The sequence below is a fragment of the Amycolatopsis sp. NPDC003861 genome, from assembly GCF_053605405.1.
In genome coordinates, this window is record NZ_JBSGJD010000018.1 from 1 (window position 1) to 19,966 (window position 19,966).

Below are 19,966 nucleotides of genomic sequence, written 5' to 3' on the forward strand. Positions count from 1 at the left end.
TCGGTGCGTCTGACGCACCGAACGCCACATTGGGGCGCTTGGGGCTTACAGCGGGTGCACCGGGCCGTTGTTGGTCACGCCCCGGACGTTCGACGGCGCTCCGGCCGCCGGGGGCTGCACGAACCCGTTGATGTGCAGGGCGACCGAGCGGATCGAACCGGCGTCGCCGCCGGCCGCGTCGACCACCGCGAACGTCCACGTGCCGTCGGCGGCCGCGCCGGCGAGGTTGCCGGTCAGGGCCTGCGTCGGCCGCCACGAGCCGGTGAACGGCGCGTTGGCCGAGGTCACCGTGCTGAACGCGGCCGCCGCGCTGTCGGCGAAGACGACCTTGCACAGGTTCTTGCCCGAACCGCCGTTGCGCTGGAACACGGTGGCCTTCGCCCCGGAGGGCGCGGTCAGCGTGCCGACCAGGTCACCGACGTACGAGTGGTTCAGGCCCACCGCGGTCGAGGTCGGGTCGGTGCTGCACGTGGTGCCGTCCACGGAGAACGTCACCTTGGACGCGCGGCCGACCCCGGTGACCGGGATGCTCACCGACGCGCCGACCGGGCTGTTGTCCGGGATGTCCACCGGCGCGCCGGTATAGGCGAAGTCCTGCGCGACCGGCGACGGGGTGCCGACCGGGAGCGAGAACGACGTCGTCGTCGGCGAGTGCGCCCCCGCGAAGGTGACGCGGGCGTTCAGCACCACCGGCACGCCGAGCTGCTGGCTCGCCGGGACGGTGATGGTGAAGTCGTTGACGCCGGTCTGTCCCGGGCTGATGGTGCCGTAGGACTTCGACCGCGGCGCCACCGTGACACCCGGGGTCGGGCTGGTGAGCACGACGCTGGTGGACACCGCGGTGCCGTCGCCGTCGTTGGTCACCGGCAGCGTCACCTTGGCGGTGTCGCCCGGGTCGAGCGCCGAGCCGCCGTCGGCCGGGGTGACCGTCGGCTGCTTGGCCACCGCGAGGGGCTGCGGGCTGGCACCGGTGTAGGCCAGCACCTTGTCCGCGAGGATGACGCCGGCCCCGGTGAAGTTGTCGCGGCCCGGGGTTTCGATGTCGATCGCGGTGTTGATCAGCGCCTCCCGGACCTCCGCGGGCGGCAGGCCGGGGTTGCCGGACAGCACGAGCGCGGCGATGGCGGCCGCATGCGGGGCGGCGGCCGAGGTGCCGAAGAACGGGTTGAACCCGGTCACGCTGGTGGTGACGCCGTCGGCCGCGGTGATCTCCGGCTTGTTGCGGACCTCACCACCGGTCGAGGACACGTTGCCCGGGGTGATCGGCGTGCCGTTCGCCTCGTAGAACACGCGGCGCGGGCCGTCGGAGGAGAACCGCTCGGCCTTGGTGGCCCCGCTGAACGCGCCCGGGTACGGGCCCGCCGGGTTGGCCGGGTCGCCCGGTTCCAGTGCCCGGCCGAACGCCTTGGCCGCCGGGGCGGCCGCGACGCTGAAGGCGTCCCGCGCGGCCGAGTGGCCGACCGTCACGCCCGGGGTGTTGTAGGCCTTGAGCCCGTCGGCCGAGTCGGAGAACCGGCCGCGCAGCGCCGAAAGCGACAGGTAGCGGTTCTGGCCCGAGAACTTCACGATGGCCAGGCGCAGCCCGGTCCCGCCGAAGGCCGGCGTCGTGACGCGCTCGTACGGGTCCTGGGTGCCGGTCTGGACGTCCTGGCTGAAGCTGACGACCGCGCCCGCGGAGTTGAGCAGGTAGAGGTCGTAGTCGTTCGCGGACGCGCCGAGCGGGTCCGACCAGTGCAGCGTCACCGGCACGTTGGCCGAGGACGCGTTCGAGATCGGCTCGTAGATCTGGTTGCCCGCCGCGCCGGCGAAGTTGTGCGCGGTGCCGGCGAACTTGCCGACCGACTTGCCGGAGTCGACGAAGTCGCCTTCCCAGTGCGCGGCGGTGCCGCTGGTGACGTTGCCTTCGTTGCCGGCGGAAGAGAAGTACAGCGCGCCGTCGGCGGTCACGTCGTTCACGGCCTGGGCGATGATCCAGTCCTGGAACGGCGATTCCTTGAAGTAGATGACGTCGTCGACGATGACGTCGCAGTGCGACTCGAAGCGCAGCTTGCGGATGTTGTCCGCGAAGCTGGCGTCGGAGTTGAACGCCGAGGCGAAGCCGAGCGCGGCGCGGGGCGCGAGGTCGTGGATGATCTCGAGCATCGCGGTGCCCTCGTCGCCGTCGCCCTCCTGGCCGGCGATGACGTCGACGTCCGGCGGGAGTTCGCCCTTGGCCTGCGAAGCGGCCAGGGAGTCGACGCCGTCGGACAGGGCGCACGCCTTGACGCCGACGCCGGTGACGCCGAACTGCTGGCGGGCGAGGTCGGCGTTGTGGGCGCGGTCGCCTTCGCTGACCAGCGGCGCGGCCGCGGCGGCACTGCGCCGGCTCTTGGCGGCCACGGCCTTCTGCAGCTCGCCGGCGATGCGATCGGCCTTCTGCTGCTTGGTTTCGGTCTTGGTGTCGGACTTGCCGGACGTCGCCGGCGTGGCGAGCTCCCGGGCGGTCATCGCCTGGTCGGCCTGCTCGACGCGCTTGACGTCGTCGCGCGCGGCGATCTCGCCGACCTTGGCCAGCGGGACTTCGGCGCGGACGCTGCCGTAGCGGTCGGACACCGCGCGGATGCCCGCCCCGGCCTTGGTCAGCCCGGCGAGGAGGTCCGGCGAGACCTTGCTCGCGCGGATGTCGACCAGGACGGTCCCGGCCGCGGAAACGGTGGCCCCAGACTGCAGTGCGTTCAGCTGCTTCCCCACGCCCTTTTCGGCGACGAGCAGCTTGCTGTCCACTTTGGACTCGGCGGCGGTGCGGCCCGCCTTGACCGCCTGCAGGGCGGCGATCTGTTGCTGAGCGGTTTCGCTGAACGCGTCCGGACCGGACGCGGGTGCGGCCCCCGCGACGGGCGGGGAAACCAGGCCGAGCGCGGCGAGCAGGGCCGCGGCTCCGGCGGTGAACACAGTGGATCTCGATCTCGTGGAACGGGTACGACGCACGGGCGCCCTCCGAATCTCCAAGGCGCGTGCCCCGACTCACGCTGACCGACGCCGGTGATCACCGGCTGAACCCAGCTAAGTACCGGGAGTTCTCCGTAAACATCAGCCGTTCGAGTGACAAAGGACGGATAATTTCCCGAATGGGCCGGACGACGTAGGCCGTTCAGCGCAGCGGTGAACCGGTCACCGGACACGCACCGGACAAATGATCGTCCCACCACCGCCCGCAAGGGTGATCACGAAGTGGGACGTCCGGCTGGGACGTCCACAAGCAACACGCCGGACCGTGCAACCGCCGAGCCGGCCGGGAAAGTTAGTTACGGCGCCCTCAGAGCACGAACGAATCCGACCACGGCTGCGCGGCCCGCCCGGAGAGGGCGTCCAGCAGCGTCACCGCCTGCTTGTCCGTCAGCGACGCCACGAAGTCGACCACCGCCCGGCCGCGGGCGAGCCCGCGCACCGCGTCCGCCCCCGTCACCGGCTCGCCCGTCGCGCCCACCAGCAGCTCCGGCGCCGAACGCGCCAGCCCGGCGTACTCCGCGCGGGCCAGCTCGACCAGGTCGTGCAGCCGGCGCGGCAGGCGGGACACCTCGTCGCGGTCGAGGAGCCACGCGTCGAGCGCGTCGACCAGGCTCGTCACCACTCCGGCCTGGCCGCGCTGGTGCAGGGCGAGGTCCGGGCGCAGCAGCACGAACCGGCGGTGCACGAACTTGAGCACCTGAACCTCGTGCCACTGGGCGGGCCGCAGCGACACGTGCCCGGTGCGGGTGGACGGCGAGGCCAGCAGGAACACGCCGTCGACCAGGCGGGACGTCCAGTTCGCGGAGAACGCCGCCGTGGCCTGCTCGGCCTCGATCGAGCCGTCGAACTCGCCGGCCAGCAGCCCGTCGACCAGCTCCGCGCGCACCCGCGCCACCGCGGCGGCGAACGCGTCGTCATCGACGATCCAGGCGTCCTTCGCGTGCATGCGGCGGCGGAGGCGCTCCAGCGACCGGCCCGGGCGGCGCAGGTCCGCGTGCAGCGTCTCGTCGTCCAGCGACACGAGTTCGGCCGCGTGCTCGAGCCACTCCCCCAGCTCCGCGGCGACCGGGGCGTGCTGCAGGACGCCGATGCGGTGGAAGTCCTGCAGGTCGTGGATGGCGTAGGCGATGTCGTCGGCGGTGTCCATCACGGACGCTTCGACGGTCTGCTGCCAGCCCTCGACGCGCCCGGCGAAGGCCGCGCGCGCCTGCTCGAAGTCGTCGAGTTCGGTGGCGTAGGCGGAGAACTTGGCCGCGCCGGTGCCCGGCAGGTCGCCCGGCTCGGCCGCCCCGCGCGGCGGCACGGCCAGTTCCGACGGGTGCGGCGCGGGGTGGTGCAGCCGCAGCCACGGGTACTTGAGGACGGCGGCCCGCACGGCGGCGGTCAGGTCCAGCCCGATCGCCGACGGCCCGCGCACGTCGGTGGTGGTGATGATCCGGAACGTCTGCGCGTTGCCCTCGAAGCCGTCGGCGAGGCCGAAGCGGTGGCGGGCGATGCGGTCGAGCGTCTGCTCCCCGAGGTGCCCGAACGGCGGGTGCCCGAGGTCGTGGGCGAGCGCGGCGGCCTCGGCGACGTCGGGGTCGCAGCCGCCCAGCTTGTCGGCGAGGCCGGCGTCGGGCCCGCCGGTGATCCGCTCGGCGATCGCGCGGGCGACCTGCGCGACCTTGAGGCTGTGGGTCAGCCGGTTGTGCAGCAGCCCGGCCCCGCCGGCGCTGACGACCTGCGTCACGCCGCCGAGCCGCGCGAAGAACGGCGACGCGGCGATCCGGTCGCGGTCGATCCGGAACGGGCTGGTCGCCAGGTCGGTGAACCCGCCGACGTTCGCCACGGGATCGCGCCGCGCGGCCCGCGGGTCGGTCTCCTGATCCATGCGCCCGACCCTATCCCGCAGGTTCCCCCGAACGGCGGCCGAGCCACCACCGTGTCGACCCTCTGGTCTCGGGTGTTCGAACACGTATCCCGCGTGATCAGGCCCGTGATTCGCGTGATTGAAGCCGTAACTCGCGAGTTCCGGCTTCAATCACGCGAGTTCCGGCTTGGATCACGCGAGTTCCGCCGGGCATCACTCGGGCGGCGTGGTGTACGCCTTCAGCGTGCGGTCGGCCGCCGCGCGGGCCTGGGCCGGGTCCGCGCCTGCCGCGACGTCGGCCTCGTACCAGGCCTCGTTCGACGCCGTCATGAACCGGATGCCGTCGGCCGACATCATCCAGGCCATCGCCGCCTCGGGGTCGACGGCCGTGCCCGGCGCGCGCAGGTGCAGGACCAGGCCGACCAGCGCCCCGTCCCAGCCGATGCCGACCGCGCCCGGGCCGAACTCGTCCCAGCGCTCGTCGACGTGCGCCACGTGCTCCAGCTCGAACCGGGTGCCCGAACCCTCCGGCGTCAGCCGCACCTCGATCCAGCTGACGTTGCCGCCGAACTCCCACGTCGCGGCGAAGCTCTTCGGCGGGTCGCAGCGCTCGACCGTGCCGCCGGCGTTGCCCTCCAGCTGGTACTTCCCGCCGACCTTCAGCTCGCCGCTGACCGGCAGGAACCAGCGGGGGATGCGCTCGGGGTTCGTGCAGGCGTCCCACAGGTCGTCGAGGTCGGTGTCGTAGACCTGGCTGATCGTGAGGACGCGGGCCTCCTTCCCCTCGAGCACCCGGTCGCCGAGCGTCCGGCGGACGGCGCTGATCTGGTGGTTGACGTCGATCACGAACCTTCTCCTTCGGTGAGGCGCCGGGCACGCTTGCCGCGGGCGATTTCGGTGGCCAGCGCGTCCAGCGGCGGCGTCCAGTACCGGCGGAACCGGTCGAGCCAGCCGTCGATGTCCCGCAGCGGCGCGTGGCCGACCGCGTACAGCCGCCTCGTGCCGTCCTGGCGGACGACGGCGAACCCGTTCTCGCGCAACACCTTCAGGTGCTGCGACACGGCCGGCTGCGAGATGCCGAACTCGGCCCGGATCACCTCGGTCACCGCGCCGGCGGCCCGCTCGCCGTCGGCCAGCAACTCGAGGATCCGGCGGCGGACCGGGTCGCCGAGGACGTCGAACGCGTGCACCCCGCCAAGCTACAAGCAGCTACTTATATAAGTCAACACTGAAGCAGTTACGCCGATGTGGGTAACCCACGGTGAACATCAGCCGACATCGGTTCCGCTTCGCCGCGTGACCCGCGACGATCGGGGCCGTGAAGTCGCCACGCGCGGTCCGCTTCGCCTTCCAGCCGCTGTACAGCCTCCACACGGGAGGCGTCGTGGCGCACGAAGCGCTGGCCAGGCCCGGCCGCGGAACCGTCCCGGAACTGCTCGCGCAGGCGCGCCGCGACGGCCGCCTCGCCGAAGCCGACATCGGGCTCGCGGTCGCCGCCGTCCGGCAGGACGCGGAGAACCCGACGTCGCTCCCCCTGCACCTCAACCTTTCGGCGCGCACGCTGGCCGCGCCGCCGTCGATGTACGACGACCTCCTCGAAGAGCTCGGCGACGCGGGCCGCCGCACCCGCGACGTCGTCCTGGAGATCGGCCCGCCGTTCGCGCCGCTGCCCGCCGGCCGCGCCCTCGCCGGGATGCGGGAGCTCACCGAGCTCGGCTTCCGGATCGCGCTCGACGGCCTCGGCCGCGGCGACCTGCCGCTCGGCCTGCTGGTCGAGGCGCCGATCGACCTGGTGAAGCTCGACCGGACCGTGCTGCGCGGGCTCCCGGACGACCAGGCGTCGGTCGCCGTGGCCGAGGCGCTGCTGCACTACACGAACCGCACCGGCACCCGGCTGGTCGCGACGGGCGTGGAGACCGGCGAGCAGCTCGACGCCGTCCGCGCCCTGGGCGTCCGGATCGCGCAGGGGCACCTGCTCGCGCCGCCGACCGCGGCCGGTCCCGCGCCGGCCCTGCTCACGCGCGGCCGTCCCACGACCGGGGCGCCGGCGCCGTGCGTCGGCGACTTCCTCCGCCCGGCGACGACGCTGCCGGAAACGGCGACCTGCGACGAAGTCCGCGCGGTGCTCGCGGCGGCCGACGCGCCGTCCGGGGTGATCGGCGTGGACGAGCTGAACCGGCCGCGCTGGTCGGTCGACCGGACGCGGTTCCTGGTGGCGGTCACCGGGCCGTACGGCCACGCGCTGCACGCGAAGCGCCCGGCGGCCCGGCTCGCGGACACGCCGCACACGATCGAGGCCCGCGCGGGCGCGATGGAGTTCCTCGAGCTGGTCACCGACGCCGACTGGGGCCGCACCGGCGACGACGTGGTCGTGGTCGACGAGCTCGGCCGCTGCCTCGGCGTGGTGCTGGTGACCGAGGTGGTCCGCGGCGTGGCCGAGGCGAAGGTCGAAGCGGCGGCGGCGCTGAACCCGCTGACCCGCCTGCCGGGCAGCGACACGATCGCCCGCGACGTCGCCCGCCGCATCACGATCGGCGAGCCGTTCGTGGCGGCCTGGCTGGACATCGACGGCTTCAAGGCGATCAACGACACGGCCGGCTTCGCGGCGGGCGACAACCTGATCCGCGAGCTGGGCGCCGCGCTGACGGAACTGGCCGGCGGCCTGCGGCGCATGCGCGTGAGCCACGTGGGCGGCGACGACTTCCTGGTGGTCTGCGACGTCGACGAGATCGCGACGGTGGCGGGGGCACTGCTGGACCGGGCGTGGTCGGCGGAGGGCCTGCCGGTGACGGTCTCGCTGGCGACCCTGGTGTGCGCGAGCGGGGCGATCGGGTCGTACCAGGAGGTTTCGCGGCTGCTGGCGCCGTTGAAGAAGCGTGCGAAGGCGGTGCCGGGGTCGAGCTGGGTGCTGAGCCGCCCGGGCGCGGAGCGGGTGGAAGTGCTGCGCGGCATCGGCACCCGGGGGTTACAGGCCGCCGCCGGCTGACCAGTCGAGGGTGAGCTGCGCCGGGACGGCCATCGCCGCCCAGGTGACGTACTCCTCGTGCGTCCAGCCGCACACCGCCGTCAGGTGGTCGTACGCCTCGTGGGACATGAGCAGCCCGATCGCGTCCGCCAGGCGGCCGATCGACCCGCCTCCCGCCAGCCCCGCCGCCAGCAGCCGCTCGGCGATCTCCGCGCGGCGCGCCACCGCCAGCTCCGCGCGGACCGCCGCCACCTCGGTATCCGCCGCGGCCGCCGTCGTGAACGCGCGCCAGATCGGCAACGAGCCGCGCAGTCCCGCCGCCACCCGGGCCACCACCGACGGCAGGTCCGCCGGGCCGGGCGGGCCCGCGAGGGCGTCCAGGTTCATCGCGTCCGGGTCGCCCGCGAAGCCGTCGCGGAAGGCGGCCAGCAGCAGCTGCGGCTTGCGGCCCGTCTGCGTCACCGTCTCCAGGCTCACGCCCGCCTCCGCCGCGATCTGCCGCATGCTCGTGCCCCCGTAACCGCGTGCAGCGAACAGCTTCCCCGCCGTCGCCACCACGTGGGCCCGGGTTCGCCGCGCGCGTTCCTCGCGCACCGGCGATTCGTACCGGCGTCGCGCGCCTTCGGGTATCGTCATCAATTGAATAGTACAGCGTATCGCTCAAAGGGGGAGCCATGACTCGCGTACTCGTCGGCGTGCAGCCCGCGCGCGGCCACGTCGGGCCGACCAAGCCGATCGCCGAGGCGCTGGTCGCGGCCGGGCACGAGGTCACCGTCGTCACCGGGGCGCGCTACCGGCGGACGTTCGAAGACCTGGGCGCCACCGTCGCCGTCCTGCCCGCGGAGGCCGACTTCGACGAGACGGACCTGGACGGCACGATCCCCGGCCGCGCCGGGCTGAGCGGGCCGAAACTCGCCCGGTTCGAGCTGACCCACTTCGTCCGCGCCATGCCCGCGCAGCTGAGCGTGATCGACGCGCAGGACGCCGACGTCGTGCTCTGCGATCCGCTGATGATGGCCGGGCTGGCCCTGGTTCGGCGCGCCCGGCGGCCGCGCGTGCTTACGCTGGGGTTCCTGCCGTTCATGCCGCCCGTCCCGACCGGCCCGCCCGGGCACCCGCTGCGCAGCGCGATCCTCAGGACGCTGGCGCCGTGGGTGACGCGCCCGGCGCAGGAGCTGGTGAAAGACCTCCTCGGCGGCGACCCGGGCATGCTATTCACGGACTGGCCCCTGCGCAGCGACGGCGTCCTGCAGATGACCTGCCCGGGTTTCGAGTACCCGCGGCCGGGCGTGCCGCTGCACTTCATCGGGCCGACGACGGTCAGCGCGGCGAGCGAGCACCCGCTGCCGCCGTGGTGGGCCGACCTCGACGGCGGCCGCCCGGTGGTGCACGTGACCCAGGGGACGATCGCGAACGACGACCTCGGCCGCCTCGTCGAGCCGGCCATCGACGCCCTGGCCGGCGAGGACGTCCTGGTCGTCGCGACGACCGGCGGCGGACGGCTGCGGCCGGGCCCGCTGCCGGACAACGTCCGGGTGGCCGGCCTCCTGCCGTACGACGAGCTGCTCCCCCGCTGCGCCGCGGTGGTCACCAACGGCGGGTACGGCGGCGTCAACCACGCGCTGCGCTACGGGGTGCCGCTGGTCGTGGTCGGGGCGAGCGAGGACAAGCGCGAGGTCGCGGCCCGGGTCGCCTGGTCCGGAGCCGGGATCGGCCACGCCCGCGCTTCGGCCTCGCCCCGGATGCTGCGGCGGGCGGTTCGCGCGGTGCTGGACGATCCGCGCTACCGGGATCGGGCGCGGGAGCTGGCCGGGGAGATGGCCGCCGGACCGACCACGGCCGAGGTCGTCGAGCTGATCACCGGCTGAACTCGTGGGCGGACAGGTAGCTCGCGAACCGCTCGTCGACCTCCCCGGGCGTCAAGCCGAAGTCCGCCAGGCTGTAGCGGTGCACCGGCTTGCGCTCCCCCGTCCGGCTCGCCTCGTGCACCGCCGTCATGGCCGTGCGGGCTTCCGGCGTGAACTCCAGTCCGAAGTGGTCGTACACAGTGGACACCGTGCCGATCGGGTCCGCCACGAAGTCCTCGTACCGGACGTCGCAGAACTGCGCCGGGTTGTGGCGCGCGCGGGCCCAGCCGAACTCGTCCGCTCCGCGGGCCCACAGCTCCAGCTGGCCTCGGCCGATCACCTCGCCGCGAAACTTCGACGACCAGCCGTCCGCGGCCTTCTCGGCGAGGCTGCACATCGACGCCATGATCGTGCTCGGTGCCCGGTGCGTCTGGATCACCAGCGCGTCCGGGTAGTTCGCCATCAGCGCGTCCAGGGCGAACAGGTGGCTCGGGTTCTTGAGCACCCAGCGCTTGCCCGCGTCCGGCAGCCCGATCAGCTGCAGGTTGCGCCGGTGCCGGGCGTAGGCGTCCGTCCAGTCCTGTTTGGCCAGCCAGCGCGAATACCGCGGCAGGTGCGCCAGGCACTCGAACGACACCGACCGCATCGACTGGCGCAGCAGTTGCCAGCACTCCTCCACCTGGTCGGCGGACATGTGGTGGACACCCATGAACTCCGGGTGCTCGACGTGGTGGCGCTCGTACCCCGCCTGGATCCCCTGGAAGATCGGGTTGTCCGCCCACCTCTCCCGCGGCGGCCGCGGCTGCGGGACCTCGGCGAGCCACACTTCGAGCCCCTGGTGCGCGGGGTCCTCGGCGAGCAGCCGGTGCAGCGCCGTCGTGCCCGTGCGGGGCAGCCCGGTGACGAAGATCGGCCGCTCGATGCGGACGTCCGCGTACGCCGGGTTCTGCTTCCACGACGCCTCGCTCAGCAGCCGCGCCACCAGCGCGCCGCGCAGCATCGCCCGGTGCACCTTGTTGCCGTAGGGTGTCAGTTCCTCGTCGGCCTCGTACGACTCCAGCAGCACGCGCAGGCCCTCGGCGTACTCGTCCGCGCCGAAGTCGTCGAGCCCGGTGAGCTTCGACGCCGAGGCGTGCAGGTCGTCGAAGGTGCCGACGTCTTCCCGGCCGGGGCGCATGGGTCCTCCTCAGTGGTGGTACTCGCCGCCGTTGACGTCGAGGCACTGCCCGGTGATCGCGCGCGCCATCGGGGAGGCGAGGAACACCACCGCGTCGGCGATCTCGTCGGGCTCCGGCAGCTTGCGCAGGTCTATTGTGGACGCCGTCTCGGCGTAGACGTCCTCCGGTGTGATACCGCGTTCCTTGGCCAGGTAGGCGAAGTACCACTGGAGGTTCGGCCCCCAGATGTACCCGGGCGCCACGGTGTTGACGCGCACGCCGTCCGGCCCCAGCTCGCTGGCGAGGCTCTGGGACAGCGACAGCAGCGCCGACTTCGCCATCTTGTAGGCACCGAACGTCCGCCGCGAATGCCGCAGCACCGCCGAATTGATCATCACCAGCGAACCCTTGCTCTCCTTGAGCGCGGGCAGGAACAGCCGGGTCAGCCGGAGCACGGAAATCGCCGCGGTCTCGAAGCCGGCGCGGACGGCGTCGAAGTCCACAGTGGCCAGATCGGTCAACGGCGGGACGGCGAAGGCGTTGTGCACCACCGCGTCCACCCGGCCGAACGCCTCGACCGCCTCGTTCACCAGGTTCGCGGCGGAGTCCGCGTCGTCGATGTCGGTGCGGACCGCGACCGCCCGGCGGCCGAGGTCGGTCACCTCCTTCGCGACCTCGCTCAGCCGCGACTCGGTGCGCGCGGCGAGCACGACGTCCGCGCCCGCCTGCGCGCTGCGCACGGCGATCGACCGGCCGAGCCCGGGCCCGATGCCCGAGACGACGACCACCTTGCCCTGCAACACGTTCTCCACGTTCACCCCAGCATCCGGGCGGCGACGGCGTCCTGCCGGGCCGCGATCCGCGCCGCCCACTGCTCCGGCGTCACCCGCGCGTCGGCGTGGTACGGCAGGCGGTCGGGCAGTTCGTCGGTCTTGACCACCTCGACGACCGGGCCGTCGTCCGGGCCGAGGTCGCGGGCCACCCGCTGCCAGCGGATCTGCACGTACCCGCGGTCGTGGCCGGTCAGCTCCAGCCAGTTCGCCAGGCCGGGGTCGCGTTCGGCGAGCACGAACCGGATCCTGCCGTCCGGGTCGACGCGGGCCTGGTCGGCGGTGAGGCTCGTCTGGTGGTTGATGTAGTCGAGCGAGACGTACCAGAGGCTGCCGAGCTGGATGCCCTGGTACGGCGCGTCCGCGCAGCGCGGCACGGTGACGATCATCGCCTCTTCCGGGCCGAGCTCGTAGTGCCCGGCCGAGGAGAACTGCGTGGTCAGCCCGCCCGGCGTGGAGCGCGGCTCGGTCAGCGTGTTCACCGGCAGGTCGTAGTAGAACCACTTCGGGAAGGCCAGGAACGTCTTGAGCCGGCTCAGCAGGATCTTGCCGGTGACGCCGTAGCGCTTCGCCAGCGCCGACCGATCCGGCACCGGCGGCGCCTGGCCCGCGGTGTCGACGCACCGGATGCGGATCTCGCCGCGGCGTTCGGTCGCCCAGTCGCTGTAGACCTCGCGGACGACGAGCATCGACGAGCCTTCGCCGAGGACGAAGTAGTTCGGTCCCGGGTTTTCTCGGGCCGGGCCGAAGCGCAGCTCGAACCGGCCGTCCGGGCCGATCTCGAGCTTCCGGTCGTCGAAGGCGGCGAGGCTGTCGGGCACCTCCACCGGCGAGTAGTCGCCGTTGAGGACCTGGAAGCTCAGGTCGGCGGTGCTGCCCCGGACGCCGGTGACCAGGTACTCGCGGTCGGCGCGGATGTTCGCGTTGAAGTACAGCGTGTCCGGGTTGTCGAGGCCCATCTTCGTGTACGGCCCGGTGGACGCGGTGAAGTACGGGAAGTCGCGCTGGTAGGCCCAGGCCATCTGCAGCGACGCGCGGATGCTGCCGGCGAGGTAGTCGTAGCCCTCCAGCAGGCCCTGCTCGGTCTGCGCCGGCGGGGCTTCGGCGATCAGCTTCTCGGCCTCGACGATGGCGTCGGCGAACGACCGGGTCAACGAGAACTCGTTCTCGATCATGCCGGCACGGCCCAGCGGTTCGCGAGCAGCCGGTAGCCGGGGATGGCCTCCCAGGACATCATCGATTCGTAGGTCCGGACGTACCCGATGTGCGTCATCCGCCAGGCGCCGTCGTGGTCGCGGCGGTAGGTGTCCTCGTAGAACGCGGCGCCTTCGATGATCACCTTGTGGTCGGGCACGATGACCTTGTCGGTGAACGACCACCGCCCGGTCGCGGTGTCGCCGTCGACCTCAATCTCGGGCTGAGCTGCGTGGTGCACCGTGATGATGCCGTTGCCGAGGCTCTGGGTGAGGAACTCGACGATGGCGTCGCGGCCCTCGAACTGCTTGCCCTCACTCCCGACCGCCCGGGTCCCGTAGTCGGCCGTGGCGTCGACGGTGAAGGTGTCGGCCACCTCGTCCCACAGCTTCAGGTCCACCCCGCGCAGGTACCGGTACTTCAGCCGCTTGATCTCTTCGAGCACGCCCAGGTCCATGCACACAGCGTCCCGCACCGCTTGACCAAAGACAAGAACATGTTCTACTTTTTTCCGGTGTCCGTGACCTCGTACGAGCTCTCGCACCTGGCCGCGCTCGAAGCGGAGGCCGTGCACGTCTTCCGTGAAGTCGCGGCGACCTTCGAGCGCCCGGTCCTGCTCTTCTCCGGCGGCAAGGACTCGGTGGTGATGCTGCACGCGGCCGCGAAGGCGTTCTGGCCCGCGCCGCTGCCGTTCCCGGTGCTGCACGTCGACACCGGCCACAACTTCGACGAGGTCATCCGGTTCCGGGACGAGACCGTCGCCGCGCTCGGCCTGCGGCTCGAGGTCGCGAGCGTGCAGGACGACATCGACGCCGGCCGCGTCGTCGAGGAGACCGGGCCGCGGGCGAGCCGCAACCGGCTGCAGACGGTGACCCTGTTGCGGGCGATCCGCGAGGGCGGCTTCGACGCCGTGTTCGGCGGCGCCCGCCGGGACGAGGAGAAGGCCCGGGCCAAGGAGCGCGTGTTCAGCTTCCGCGACGAGCACGGCCAGTGGAACCCGCGGGCGCAGCGCCCGGAGCTGTGGAACCTCTACAACGGGCGGCACCGCCGCGGCGAGCACATCCGCGTCTTCCCGCTGTCGAACTGGACCGAACTCGACATCTGGCAGTACATCCGCGACGAGCGGATCGCGCTGCCGCCGCTGTATTACGCGCACAAACGCCCGGTCGTGCAACGCGACGGCATGCTGCTGGCGGCCACCCGCTTTCTGTCCCTCGTGGACGGTGAGACGCCGTACGAGGCGACCGTGCGCTTCCGGACCGTCGGCGACGCCACCTGCACCGGCTGCGTCGAATCGTCGGCGACGACACCGTCCGAAGTGGTCGCCGAGGTGGCCGCCACCCGCGTCACCGAACGCGGGGCGACCCGGGCCGACGACCGGATTTCCGAGGCCGGCATGGAAGACCGCAAGCGAGAGGGCTACTTCTGATGCAGCTGCTGCGGATCGCCACCGCCGGGAGCGTGGACGACGGCAAGTCCACGCTGATCGGGCGGCTGCTGTTCGACTCGAAGGCGATCTTCACCGACCAGCTCGCCGCCGTCGAACGCGCCAGCCGGGACCGCGGCGAGGACTACCCCGACCTCGCGCTGCTCACCGACGGGCTGCGGGCCGAGCGCGAGCAGGGCATCACGATCGACGTCGCCCACCGCTACTTCGCCACGCCCAAGCGGAAGTTCATCATCGCGGACACCCCGGGGCACCTGCAGTACACGCGGAACATGGTGACCGGCGCGTCCACCGCCGACCTGGCGCTGATCCTGGTCGACGCGCGCAAGGGCGTCCTCGAACAGTCGCGGCGGCACGCGTTCCTGGCGTCGCTGCTCGGCATCGGGCACCTCGTGGTGTGCGTGAACAAGATGGACCTCGTCGACTGGTCGCGGGAACGGTTCGACGAGATCCGCGAGGACTTCCGCCGGTTCGCGATGAAACTCGACGTCGCCGACCTGACGTTCGTGCCGGTTTCGGCGCTGCACGGCGACAACGTCGTCCACCGCAGCGCCAGCATGCCTTGGTACGAAGGCACTTCGCTGCTGCACCAGCTGGAGGAAGTGCACGTCGCTTCCGACCGCAACCTGATCGACGCGCGGTTCCCGGTGCAGTACGTCATCCGGCGGTCCGACTTCCGCGGCTACGCGGGCACCATCGCCGGCGGTGTGTTCAAGCCGGGTGACGAGGTCGTGGCGCTGCCCTCGGGGTTCACGTCGAAGGTGCGCGCGGTCTGGGGCCCGGGCGGGCAGCCCCTGGACGAGGCGTTCACCGGCCAGGCGGTGGCAGTGGAGCTGGCCGACGACCTCGACCTCGGCCGCGGAGCCATGCTCTGCCGGCCCGGGAACCGCGCGGAGTCGGCCCGCGAGGTGGACGCCCTGGTCTGCTGGTTCTCCGAGCGCGCGGCGCTGACGCCGGGCGCGACGTACACGGTGCGCCACACGACCACCGAGACGCGGGGCACCGTGGAGCGGCTGGAGTACCGCCTCGACGTCACCACCCTGCACCGCGACGAGACGGCGGAAGCGCTGTCCCTGAACGACATCGGCCGCATCCGGCTGCGCACGCGGTCGCCGCTGCTGTTCGACCCGTACCGCCGCAACCGGGCCACCGGGGGCTTCCTGCTGGTCGACGAGCACACCGGCGACACGGTCGCGGCGGGCATGATCACCGGCGCGGTGGCGTCCCCGGTCGTCTGGCACACTGCGGCGGTGCGGCGTGAAGACCGCCCGACGCGTGGCGCGACGGTGTGGCTGACCGGGCTTTCGGCGTCGGGCAAGTCGTCGGTGGCGGTCGAGCTGGAGCGCCGGCTGGTCGCGGCGGGCCGCCCGGCGTACCTGCTCGACGGCGACAACCTGCGCCACGGGCTCAACGCCGGTCTCGGGTTCAGCCCCGAGGACCGCGCGGAGAACGTCCGGCGGGTGGCCGAGGTGGCCCGGTTGTTCGCGGACGCGGGCGTGGTCGCGATCGCGTCGCTGATCAGCCCGTACGAGGCCGACCGCGCCCGGGCACGGACGATCCACGACGGGCTGCCGTTCGTGGAGGTCTTCGTCGACACGCCCCTGGAGGTCTGCGAAGCCCGCGACCCGAAGGGGATGTACGCGAAGGCGCGCGCCGGGGAGATCACCGGGTTCACCGGCATCGACGCCCCCTACGAGCGGCCGTCGTCGCCGGACCTGGTGCTGCGCCCGGGCGACGGCGACCCGGCGGCGATGGCGGCGGCGATCCAGGCCCTGCTCGACGACCTCGGCTGAAAATCCCCTTGCCCGCGCCGCCTAGGGTGGGCGGCATGACGTCGGTCAGGCAGGTTCAGGTCACCTTCGACTGCGCGGATCCGGAGCGCGTCGCCCGGTTCTGGTGCGAGGTGCTGGGGTACGAGCTCCACAGCAGCGGCGTCGCCTGCAGCGACCCGACCGGGGCAGGTCCGCGGCTGTACTTCCAGCAGGTGCCCGAGGGCAAGGTCGTCAAGAACCGCGTGCACCTCGACGTCCGGGTCGGCACCGGGCTCGTCGGCGAGGAGCGGCTCGCCGCCCTCGAGGCCGAGTGCGCGCGGCTGGAGAAGCTCGGCGCGGTCCGCGGGCAGCTCCTGCTCGCCGACGAGGAAAACGAGTCCTGCCAGAACATGCAGGACGTCGAGGGCAACGAGTTCTGCCTCGACTGACGCCTACTCCGCTTCCAGGACGAAGAACAGGAAGCTCGGGAAGGTGTCGAGGATTTCGAAGTCGCCGGGGAACAGCTCGCGGGCGGCCGGGGTGGGATGCGGTTCGCTGATGACGGCGATCCGGAAACCGGCCGCGGTGAAGGCGTCGGTCATCGCGTGCAGGGGCTTGTTCCAGAACGTCATCCGCGCTTTTTCGCCGTGCAGCTCGAACTCGTCGGTCCAGGTGTACGGCTCGAAGTAGTCCGGCCGCGGGCCCTCGTGGCGGTGGGTCAGGTTGACCATCATCGGGTGGTTGACCGAAGCGATGAGCCGGCCGCCGGGCTTCAGGACGCGCCGGAATTCGGCGAGCACCGGGTCCCAGTCCCGCAGGTAGTGCAGCACCAGCGACGCCACGACGTCGTCGAACTCCGCGTCGGGGAACGGGAGCGGGTCGGCCAGGTCGGCGACCCGCAGGTCCGCGTCCGCCCCCAGCAGCCGCCGGGCGTGCTCGATCATCCCGGCGCTCTGGTCGAACCCGCTGACGACCGCGCCCTTCGCCCGCAGCTCGGCGAACAGCGGGCCCGAGCCGCAGCCGGCGTCGAGGATCCGGCGGCCCGCCACGGCACCGGCGAGCGCGAGGGTCGCGGGCCGCTCGTAGTAGGCGTTCATCAGGCTGGCTTCGTTCTCGGCCGTGTAGGCCGCGGCGAACTCGTCGTAGGCGGCAGTCATGCGGACCATGGTGCCCGAATCAGCGGGACGGTGCCACGAAGCCCGAGTCGTACGCCCGGATCACCGCCTGGGTCCGGTCCCGCGCGCCGAGCTTCGCCAGCACGTTGCCCACGTGGGTCTTCACCGTCTGGACACCGACGTACAGCTCGCCCGCGACCTCCACATTGGACAGTCCGCCGGCCATCAGCCGCAGCACTTCGCGCTCGCGCTCGGTCAGGCCGGCCGAGGCCAGGCCGTCACCGGCCGGGGCGGGGGCGTGCTGGGCGGCCAGCCGGCGGATCGCCGCGGGGAACAGTAAGGACTCCCCGGCCACGACGGTCCGGATCGCCGCGACGATCTCCTCCGGCCGGGCCCGCTTGAGCAGGAACCCGCTGGCACCGGCGAGGAGCGCGTCGTAGACGTAGTCGTCGTTCTCGAAGGTGGTCACCACGATCACCTTCGGCGGCTCGTCCACAGTGGACATCAGGTGGGTGGTGGCCCGGATCCCGTCCACGGCGGGCATCCGCACGTCCATCAGCACGACGTCGGGGCGCAGCCGGGCGACCAGCCCGGGCACCTCGGCTCCGTCGGCGGCCTCGCCGAGCACGGTCAAGCCGTCTTCGCTGTCGACGATCGCCTTCAGCCCGGCCCGGATCAGCGGTTCGTCGTCCACCAGCAGCACACCGACGTTCATCGCCCGCTTCCCCACGGCACCCGCACCACGACCTCCCACACCCCGTCCCCCGGCCCGGCCGACAGCTCGCCGCCGAGCACCGCCACCCGCTCGGCCATCCCCCGCAGTCCCCGCCCGCCACCGGCCCGGCGCGTGCCGCTGCCCAGCGGGTTGGCGACCCGCGCGCGGAGCTCGTGCGCCGCGACGCCGACGACCACCGTCACCGGGACCCTACCGGCGTGGCGCACCGCGTTGGTCAGGCATTCCTGCAGGATCCGGTAGACCTCGCGGGACACCACCGGCGGTACCGCGGCCAGGTCGCCGTCGAGGTCGGCCGTCACGTCGGTGCCCGCCAGCCGGGTCGTTTCGAGGAGGGCCGGCAGCGCGGTGAGCGTCGGCTGCGGGGCCCGGCCGGCCGCCTCCTCGCGCAGCAGGCCGAGGACGTGGTCGAGGTCGTCGAGCGCCGTGCGGGCCGACTCCTCGATGGCGCCGAGCGCCCGCTCGGTGAAGTCCGGGTCGGTGCGCAGCGTCCGCCGGGCGGCGCCGGCCTGGACGGTGACGACGCTCAGCGCGTGCCCGACCGAGTCGTGCAGCTCCCTGGCCAGCCGGTTGCGCTCGGCGAGCTGCTCGGTCCGCCGTTCCAGCCGCGCGATCCGGTCGGCGGCGGTCGTCCCGAGCAGCGCGATCGCGGCCCGGCGCAGCAGCCCGCCGGTCACGCTCACGGCGTAGATCAGCAGCACCAGGCCGAGAACGAAGGCCAGGGGCAGCCACACCGACGCCCACCCCCTCGGCACGCTGACCGCGTCGCCGCCGCCGGTCTGGAACAGCTGCCCGGTGAAGACGGCGCTGATCGACAGCCCGACCCCGACGGGGGCGGCGAGACTGAACGAGCTGACGACGAACCCGGCGCCGACGTGCAGCACGAACATCACCGCGGCACGCCGCCGGCCCGGGCCGGTGTGCGGTTTGGCGGGCGCGTCCGGCACCGGGTCGTCGAGCAGCTCCCGGACCGCGGTCGACTCGAGGACGTGGACGGCGGGCAGGAAGGCGGTCCCGGCCAGCACGGCCAGGGTGAGCAGGCCGCCGACGAGGGTGGCCCGCTGCAGCGTGGTGACGAACGGCAGCAGCGCGGGCACGGCGACGCCGGAGAACAGGAGGTAGGGCACGCTGATGGCACCGCCGAGGACGAGGTAGACCCAGCGGCGGTAGGTCGCCTTGCTCGTCAGGATGCGCACCGGCCGATCCTCGCAGGCGGGCGCCGGGCGCGCCTCCCTCTCGCGGTGGACCCGCGTCAGTCCCCGGCCGGGGTGACCACGGCGCGGTGGTCATCGCCGGCGTGACCCTGGGGCGCGCCGGAAGAAAAGCCGAGGTGGCCCCCGGCGCACCGAAGGCCACCTCGAACCGGTTCACCAAGCGACCGCGCGGGTCTCCGCCTGGGGCACCAACCCGTTCACCCACAACGACTGCACCTTCGCCGCCTCGGCTGCGGACGGCTTCGCGTTCTTGCACGCCGTTCCCGGGCCGTGGCCGGACATCAGTTCGGTGCACGGGCCGGTGTAGTGGTCCGGCAGCCCGAGGTTGTGGCCGAGTTCGTGCGCGGCGATGCGGGTCGGGTCGTAGCCCTCCGCCACCTGGCTCGTGTCCAGGTAGATCTGGCCGCGCCCGTGGCCGTTCGTGTTCGTGTACGAGCCGCCGCTGTGCACCTCGTGGAACACGATCGTCGCCCCCGTGGCGCGCTTGACCAGCTTGACGTCCGTGACCGCCGCGTTCCAGTTGGCCGCGCCCTGGTCGATCTGGCTCAAGTAGTCCGGGGCGCCCGCGGAGCTGTAGTACAGCGTCGTCACCGCGGCCGCCGAAGCGGCCGGGGCGGTGACCGAGCCCAGGGCCAGCGGGGCCGCGACCGCCGCGGCCAGCGCCACGACCCGGCCGAGCACGCGTCCGTTCATCGTGTCTCCTTTGTCTGGTTAAGAGAGCACTTCACCGTGGTTCGCGCGATCAGGTTAGAAGGCCACCACCGGGGCGGCCACGGCCGAAAGTCGTTCCCCCGCGGGAGGGAGACCGCTCCCGCCGCCGCGTGATCACCCGGGCCCGGCCGCCGTGGTCTGCTCGGCGACGGCGAAAGGGAACCG

The 19,966-nt window shown here is 72.5% G+C and carries 18 protein-coding genes; 5 read left to right on the forward strand and 13 right to left on the reverse strand.

The features are described from left to right. Positions 1-45 precede the first annotated feature (45 nt). From ACWEVN_RS07365 to ACWEVN_RS07380, 4 genes are all read right to left on the reverse strand, one after another. The gene (locus tag ACWEVN_RS07365) at positions 46-2,931 is read right to left on the reverse strand and encodes a S8 family serine peptidase (protein WP_449684340.1); all 2,886 of its coding nucleotides are present in this window, start codon (positions 2,929-2,931) and stop codon (positions 46-48) included. A 364-nt stretch (positions 2,932-3,295) separates the two neighbouring features. Then, on the reverse strand, positions 3,296-4,858 hold the full coding sequence (locus ACWEVN_RS07370; protein ID WP_449684339.1) for a deoxyguanosinetriphosphate triphosphohydrolase family protein: 1,563 nt from the start codon (positions 4,856-4,858) through the stop codon (positions 3,296-3,298). A gap of 192 nt (positions 4,859-5,050) precedes the next feature. Further along, on the reverse strand, positions 5,051-5,683 hold the full coding sequence (locus tag ACWEVN_RS07375; RefSeq protein WP_452050612.1) for an SRPBCC family protein: 633 nt from the start codon (positions 5,681-5,683) through the stop codon (positions 5,051-5,053). Then, positions 5,680-6,027, reverse strand: a complete 348-nt coding sequence (locus ACWEVN_RS07380; RefSeq protein ID WP_003071258.1) for an ArsR/SmtB family transcription factor — start codon at positions 6,025-6,027, stop codon at positions 5,680-5,682. Before ACWEVN_RS07380 ends, ACWEVN_RS07375 begins: the two co-directional genes overlap by 4 nt. A gap of 128 nt (positions 6,028-6,155) precedes the next feature. On the opposite strand from ACWEVN_RS07380, the gene ACWEVN_RS07385 reads away from it, so the two are divergent. Further along, positions 6,156-7,823, forward strand: coding sequence for an EAL domain-containing protein (locus tag ACWEVN_RS07385; protein ID WP_449684337.1), 1,668 nt, complete (start codon positions 6,156-6,158; stop codon positions 7,821-7,823). Here ACWEVN_RS07385 and ACWEVN_RS07390 read toward each other — a convergent pair. Next, entirely contained in the window at positions 7,803-8,438 is a 636-nt protein-coding gene (locus tag ACWEVN_RS07390) for a TetR/AcrR family transcriptional regulator (protein ID WP_452050613.1), read from the reverse strand. The genes ACWEVN_RS07385 and ACWEVN_RS07390 overlap by 21 nt on opposite strands. 38 nt (positions 8,439-8,476) lie before the next feature. Here ACWEVN_RS07390 and ACWEVN_RS07395 point away from each other — a divergent pair, with 38 nt between their 5' ends. Continuing rightward, positions 8,477-9,670, forward strand: a complete 1,194-nt coding sequence (locus tag ACWEVN_RS07395) for a nucleotide disphospho-sugar-binding domain-containing protein (protein ID WP_452050614.1) — start codon at positions 8,477-8,479, stop codon at positions 9,668-9,670. Here the strand turns inward: ACWEVN_RS07395 and ACWEVN_RS07400 are convergent. From ACWEVN_RS07400 to ACWEVN_RS07415, 4 genes are read right to left on the reverse strand one after another with little or no spacing between them, the layout of a single operon-like run. Beyond that, positions 9,660-10,826, reverse strand: a complete 1,167-nt coding sequence (locus ACWEVN_RS07400; RefSeq protein ID WP_452050615.1) for a sulfotransferase family protein — start codon at positions 10,824-10,826, stop codon at positions 9,660-9,662. The genes ACWEVN_RS07395 and ACWEVN_RS07400 overlap by 11 nt on opposite strands. 9 nt (positions 10,827-10,835) lie before the next feature. Then, positions 10,836-11,624, reverse strand: coding sequence for an SDR family oxidoreductase (locus ACWEVN_RS07405; RefSeq protein WP_452050616.1), 789 nt, complete (start codon positions 11,622-11,624; stop codon positions 10,836-10,838). Beyond that, the gene (locus ACWEVN_RS07410) at positions 11,621-12,811 is read right to left on the reverse strand and encodes a hypothetical protein (RefSeq protein WP_452050617.1); all 1,191 of its coding nucleotides are present in this window, start codon (positions 12,809-12,811) and stop codon (positions 11,621-11,623) included. The genes ACWEVN_RS07405 and ACWEVN_RS07410 overlap by 4 nt, the downstream gene beginning before the upstream one ends. Then, positions 12,808-13,287, reverse strand: coding sequence for a nuclear transport factor 2 family protein (locus tag ACWEVN_RS07415; RefSeq protein ID WP_452050618.1), 480 nt, complete (start codon positions 13,285-13,287; stop codon positions 12,808-12,810). The genes ACWEVN_RS07410 and ACWEVN_RS07415 overlap by 4 nt, the downstream gene beginning before the upstream one ends. A 39-nt stretch (positions 13,288-13,326) precedes the next feature. Between ACWEVN_RS07415 and cysD the strand changes: the two genes are divergently transcribed. From cysD to ACWEVN_RS07430, 3 genes are read left to right on the forward strand one after another with little or no spacing between them, the layout of a single operon-like run. Then, positions 13,327-14,259, forward strand: coding sequence for a sulfate adenylyltransferase subunit CysD (gene cysD, locus ACWEVN_RS07420; protein WP_449684329.1), 933 nt, complete (start codon positions 13,327-13,329; stop codon positions 14,257-14,259). Further along, positions 14,259-16,070: an adenylyl-sulfate kinase gene (gene cysC / locus ACWEVN_RS07425; RefSeq protein ID WP_452050619.1), complete on the forward strand. Its 1,812-nt coding sequence runs from the start codon at positions 14,259-14,261 to the stop codon at positions 16,068-16,070. The genes cysD and cysC overlap by 1 nt, the downstream gene beginning before the upstream one ends. Before the next feature lie 35 nt (positions 16,071-16,105). Next, positions 16,106-16,477, forward strand: a complete 372-nt coding sequence (locus tag ACWEVN_RS07430) for a VOC family protein (protein WP_449684327.1) — start codon at positions 16,106-16,108, stop codon at positions 16,475-16,477. 3 nt (positions 16,478-16,480) lie between these two features. Here ACWEVN_RS07430 and ACWEVN_RS07435 read toward each other — a convergent pair whose 3' ends face one another. The 4 genes from ACWEVN_RS07435 to ACWEVN_RS07450 form a co-directional block, all read right to left on the reverse strand. Then, complete coding sequence (locus tag ACWEVN_RS07435; RefSeq protein ID WP_452050620.1) at positions 16,481-17,185, reverse strand: class I SAM-dependent methyltransferase; 705 nt, start codon at positions 17,183-17,185, stop codon at positions 16,481-16,483. A gap of 19 nt (positions 17,186-17,204) precedes the next feature. Further along, the gene (locus ACWEVN_RS07440; RefSeq protein ID WP_452050621.1) at positions 17,205-17,858 is read right to left on the reverse strand and encodes a response regulator; all 654 of its coding nucleotides are present in this window, start codon (positions 17,856-17,858) and stop codon (positions 17,205-17,207) included. Beyond that, positions 17,855-19,072, reverse strand: coding sequence for a sensor histidine kinase (locus tag ACWEVN_RS07445; RefSeq protein WP_452050622.1), 1,218 nt, complete (start codon positions 19,070-19,072; stop codon positions 17,855-17,857). Before ACWEVN_RS07445 ends, ACWEVN_RS07440 begins: the two co-directional genes overlap by 4 nt. Positions 19,073-19,243: 171 nt before the next feature. Then, the gene (locus ACWEVN_RS07450) at positions 19,244-19,783 is read right to left on the reverse strand and encodes a snapalysin family zinc-dependent metalloprotease (protein ID WP_449684323.1); all 540 of its coding nucleotides are present in this window, start codon (positions 19,781-19,783) and stop codon (positions 19,244-19,246) included. Positions 19,784-19,966 lie beyond the last annotated feature (183 nt).